Annotated in this window: 2 protein-coding genes; both read left to right on the plus strand. The window is 29.6% G+C overall.

Features of this window, described 5'->3' with window-relative positions:
* The coding region (locus EQG68_RS14825; protein WP_164975474.1) for a T9SS type A sorting domain-containing protein at positions 1 to 356 on the plus strand (356 nt) is incomplete at its 5' end.
* 261 nt (positions 357 to 617) lie between these two features.
* Positions 618 to 2,145, plus strand: a 1,528-nt coding sequence (locus EQG68_RS14830) for a DUF7619 domain-containing protein (protein WP_164975475.1), incomplete at its 3' end; no start/stop codon positions are given.

Consider the following 2,145-nt stretch of genomic DNA (forward strand, 5'->3'; position numbering starts at 1 on the left):
TGGTTTTAGGTGATGAGTTTACAAACACAGCCAGTATTTATTTTGATTATAACTTTCCAATCATTACCAACACCACTTCCACAACGGTGGAAGAACCTTTAAGCAATCAAGATTTTGATTTTGAAACCAATTTTTCACTTTATCCAAATCCGGCAAAAGACGTTTTAAACATTAAAACAAAAACCGAAATAGATGTAAAATCTGTTTCCATTTACAACACACTCGGACAAATAGTAATGACAACCATTCATGCTGAAAATGGTGAGATAAACGTTTCAAACTTACAATCGGGAAGTTATTTTATAAAAGTGTTTACAGATAAAGGTAGCTCAACGGCAAAATTTATTAAAAAATAAAAGTGTTTTTTATCAAAGTGTAAGCTCTACTTCGGTAGGGCTTTTTTATTTTCATATTTTAAAAAAACTCTAAATATTGAACATTAATATAATTGTAGAATAATCTAGGGACATTCATCAAGTTGATTTATTGGCTGAGATTGGTAAAAAAGTAAAAGAAGTTTTAGGATAATTTCCAAAGTTATCTTTTTATAAAATAGTAAAGTCTTTCCGTTTTTGGAAAGACTTTTTTTATATATTTGATTTTCAAATACTTTTTTTATGAGAAAAATTTACTTGTTGTTCGTTTTTATTTTTGGATTGAATGTTCATGCACAAAATCCTGATGATATTGTTAATATTCCGGATACGAATTTTAAGGCAAAGTTGTTGAGTGCAAGTCCGAGTAATCAGAATGCGTCAACACAAACACCTGATGCAAGCGGTAGTGTGTCAACTTACAATAAAATTGATGTAAATAATGATGGTCAAATTCAAGTAAGTGAAGCTTTGGCTATAAAATATTTGAGACTTTATGATACGTCTTATGGATTACAGCCTGTCTACACTATAACTGGATTAGAAAGTTTTACAAATTTAGAAAGTCTATTCATTCAAAGTTATGATTTTTGGAATTTTACTCCCATAGCAAATTTAACTAACTTAAGATATTTAACTTGTTCTTTCAATAATATATCTAATTTGGATGTAACTAATTTGAATAATCTCACATATTTAAATTGTATTCAAAATTCAATAAGTCAAACTTTAGATGTAAGTAATCTTCATAATTTACAAAAGTTATATTGTAATAACAATCCAATTTCAAGTATTAATATTAAAAATGGTAGTAATGAGATCGATTTAACATTTTCTGGTTGTCAATTACTACGATACATTTGTGCTGATGAAGAAGATTTGGTATTAGTGCAGAGTCGAATAAATACTTATGGCTATACACTTGTTTGCCAAGCTAATAGCTATTGTGACTTTACACCGGGTGGTATTATCTACAACATACAAGGTAGTAATATTTTTGATGTTGACAACAATGGTTGTGATGACACTGATTTATATTTTCCAAATATGAAATTTAATATTTCCAACGGTACAGAAACACTAAGCTATATTTGTAATACTTTTGGCAATTATACAATACCTGTCAATCCTGGAACTTATTACATTGAAACTCAATTAGAAAATTCAAATTTTTTTTCAGTTTCACCAGCTTCTGCAACCATAAGCTTTCCATCAGAAACAAGTCCTTATAATCAAGATTTTTGCCTAACTCCCAATGGCATAAAAAATGATTTAGAAATAACAATCATTCCAATTGAAGTAACTCGTCCGGGATTTGATGCTCATTATAAAATAATTTACAAAAACAAAGGAAATCAGATAGCAAATGGAGCTATAAGTTTTAGTTTTGATGATACGGTTATGGATTTAGTTTCGTCATTTCCAATTGTAGATGGTTCAGGAACAAATAGTTTAAATTGGAATTTTACGGATTTTAATCCCTTTGAAACGAGAGAAATTGATTTACTTTTCAATATCAACTCTCCAATGGAAACGCCACCTGTAAATGGAGGTGATGAATTAGGATTTGCTGCAATAATTTTACCTATTGAAAATGACGAATTACCAATGGATAATCATTCTCAAATAAAAGTTACCGTAGTCAACTCCTACGATCCAAACGACAAAACCTGTTTAGAAGGAAATACAATTTCACCAGAAATGGTTGGTGAATACGTACATTATATCATCCGTTTTGAAAACACAGGAACTTTTGCTGCCGAAAATGTAG

The sequence above is a fragment of the Flavobacterium piscinae genome (assembly GCF_004122145.1).
GTDB classification, from domain to species: Bacteria; Bacteroidota; Bacteroidia; order Flavobacteriales; family Flavobacteriaceae; genus Flavobacterium; species Flavobacterium piscinae.